Source organism: Ideonella azotifigens, assembly GCF_006519715.1.
GTDB lineage: Bacteria > Pseudomonadota > Gammaproteobacteria > Burkholderiales > Burkholderiaceae_C > Ideonella > Ideonella azotifigens.
In genome coordinates this window covers 1-2,183 of record NZ_VIDT01000815.1, presented here as the reverse complement: position 1 = coordinate 2,183, position 2,183 = coordinate 1, and the positions used below count along the sequence as shown (strand labels likewise).

The window sequence follows — 2,183 nt, the reverse complement described above, 5'->3', positions numbered from 1 at the left end:
TGAGGCTGCCCTGGCGGGCCAGCAGCACAAAAAAGCCGAGGTCGGAGATGGCATCCATGCCTGCCATTCTGTCGCCACAGGCATCAATGATGTGCGCTCTGCGATCACACTTTCCCTGGCGGGCAGCCTACGATGCGCCCCATGCCTGCCAATCTGTCACCGTCTGCCGACCCGGGTGAAGTGCTGTTCCCCGGCTTTGCGTCCCACTTCATCGAGACCGATGTGGGCGTGAGCATCCGCGCCCGCAGCGGCGGCGAAGGCCCGCCCTTGCTGCTGCTGCATGGCCACCCGCAGACCCACGCGATCTGGCACCGCGTGGCGCCGGTGCTGGCGCGTCACTTCACATTGGTGCTGGCCGACCTGCGCGGCTATGGCGACTCGTCCAAGCCCGCGGGCGAGGCCGACCACGCCAACTACAGCAAGCGCACGATGGCGCGCGACATGCGCCGGTTGATGCAGTCCCTGGGCCACGAGCGCTTCGCGGTGCTGGCACATGACCGCGGCGCGCGGGTCGCGCACCGGCTGGCAGCCGATCATGAAGATGCGGTCAGTCGCCTGGTGCTGCTGGACATTGCCCCCACACTCGCCATGTACGAGCAGACCAGCGAGCTGTTCGCCCGTGCCTATTGGCACTGGTTCTTCCTGATCCAGCCCGCGCCGCTGCCCGAGCGCCTGATCACCGCCGACCCTGCCGCCTACATCCGCGATGTGATGGGCCGCCGCAGCGCCGGCCTGGCGCCATTCGACCCGCGCGCGCTGGCCGAGTACGTGCGTACCGCGGCGCTGCCTGGCACTGCCCACGGCCTGTGCGAAGACTACCGCGCTTCCGCTGGCATCGACCTCTTGCACGACCGCGCCGACCGCGATGCCGGCCGTCGCCTGACCCAGCCGTTGCTCGCCTTGTGGGGCGCCGAAGGCGTGGTCCAGCGTTGCTTCTACCCGCTGGCCGAATGGCAGCGCGTGGCAACCGACGTGCGTGGCCACGCACTCCCCTGTGGCCACTACATCGCAGAAGAGGCGCCTGAATCGCTGCTGGCCGCAGCCCTGCCGTTCCTGCAGGGCAGGGCCGCATGACCGGCCGCACGCTCTACCGCAAGCTGGTGGACAGCCACACCGTGGACCTGCTCGACGAGCAGAATGTGCTGCTGTTCTGCGACCTGCACCTGATGAACGAGTACACCAGCCCGCAGGCCTTTGCCGGCTTGCATGCGCAGGGGCGCCCGGTCCCGATGCCGGGTCAGCATGTGGCGGTGGTCAGTCACATCATCCCGACGCATGCTGCGCCAGTGGCTCAACGCGTGATCCTGGATCCACCGTCGGCACTGCAGGCGCGCAACCTGCGCCGCAACTGCGAGCAGCACCGCATCGCACTGTTCGACACGCAGGACCCTTTGCAAGGCATCGAACACGTGGTGGCACCCGAGCATGGGTTGATCCTGCCCGGCATGGTGGTGCTGTGCGGCGACAGCCACACGACGACCTATGGCGCGCTCGGTGCACTGGGTTTTGGCATTGGCACCAGCGAGGTCGAGCATGTGCTGGCCACGCAGACCCTGGTCTACCGGCTGGCGGGCGACATGCGCATCACGGTCGACGGCCGGCTGCCCCGGGGCACCGGCGCCAAGGACCTGGTGCTGGCGATCATCGCCCGCATCGGCGCGCAAGGGGCGCGCGGCTACGTGGTCGAGTTCTGCGGCGAAGCCATCGATGCGCTGTCGATCGAGGCCCGCTTCACGCTGTGCAACATGGCGGTCGAGGCCGGCGCTCGGGGTGCGCTGGTCGCGCCGGACCAGAAAGCGCTGGACTACGTGCTGGCGCACGCGCCGGATCTCGCCGAAGACGGCCCGTGGCGCGAAGCCGCGCTGGCGCATTGGGCCACGCTGCGCAGCGACGCCGACGCGGTGTTCGATGTCGAGCATCGCTTCGACGCAACCCAGCTGTCGCCCTTTGTGACCTGGGGCACCAGCCCGGACCAGGCCTTGCCGGTGCACGCCGCCGTGCCCAGCCCGCAAGACTTCGATGACCCCGTGGCGCGCAGCAGTGCCGAGCAGGCCTTGCGCTACACCCGGCTGTCCGCGGGTGCGCCGCTCGCCGGTACGCCGGTGCAGCACGTGTTCATCGGCTCCTGCACCAACGGCCGCATCGAGGACTTGCGCGAGGTCGCAGCCACGGTCGGCTCGCAT

At 68.9% G+C, this 2,183-nt stretch carries 2 protein-coding genes; both read left to right on the top strand.

What is annotated here, in order from left to right:
* The first annotated feature begins 141 nt into the window (after nt 1–141).
* Nucleotides 142–1,074 carry an alpha/beta fold hydrolase gene (locus tag FKP22_RS28000; RefSeq protein ID WP_141291320.1) on the top strand — a complete coding sequence of 311 codons (933 nt, stop codon included), beginning with the start codon at nt 142–144 and terminating at the stop codon, nt 1,072–1,074.
* Nucleotides 1,071–2,183, top strand: a 1,113-nt coding sequence (locus tag FKP22_RS27995) for a 3-isopropylmalate dehydratase large subunit (RefSeq protein WP_141291318.1), incomplete at its 3' end; no start/stop codon positions are given. The genes FKP22_RS28000 and FKP22_RS27995, both read left to right, overlap by 4 nt.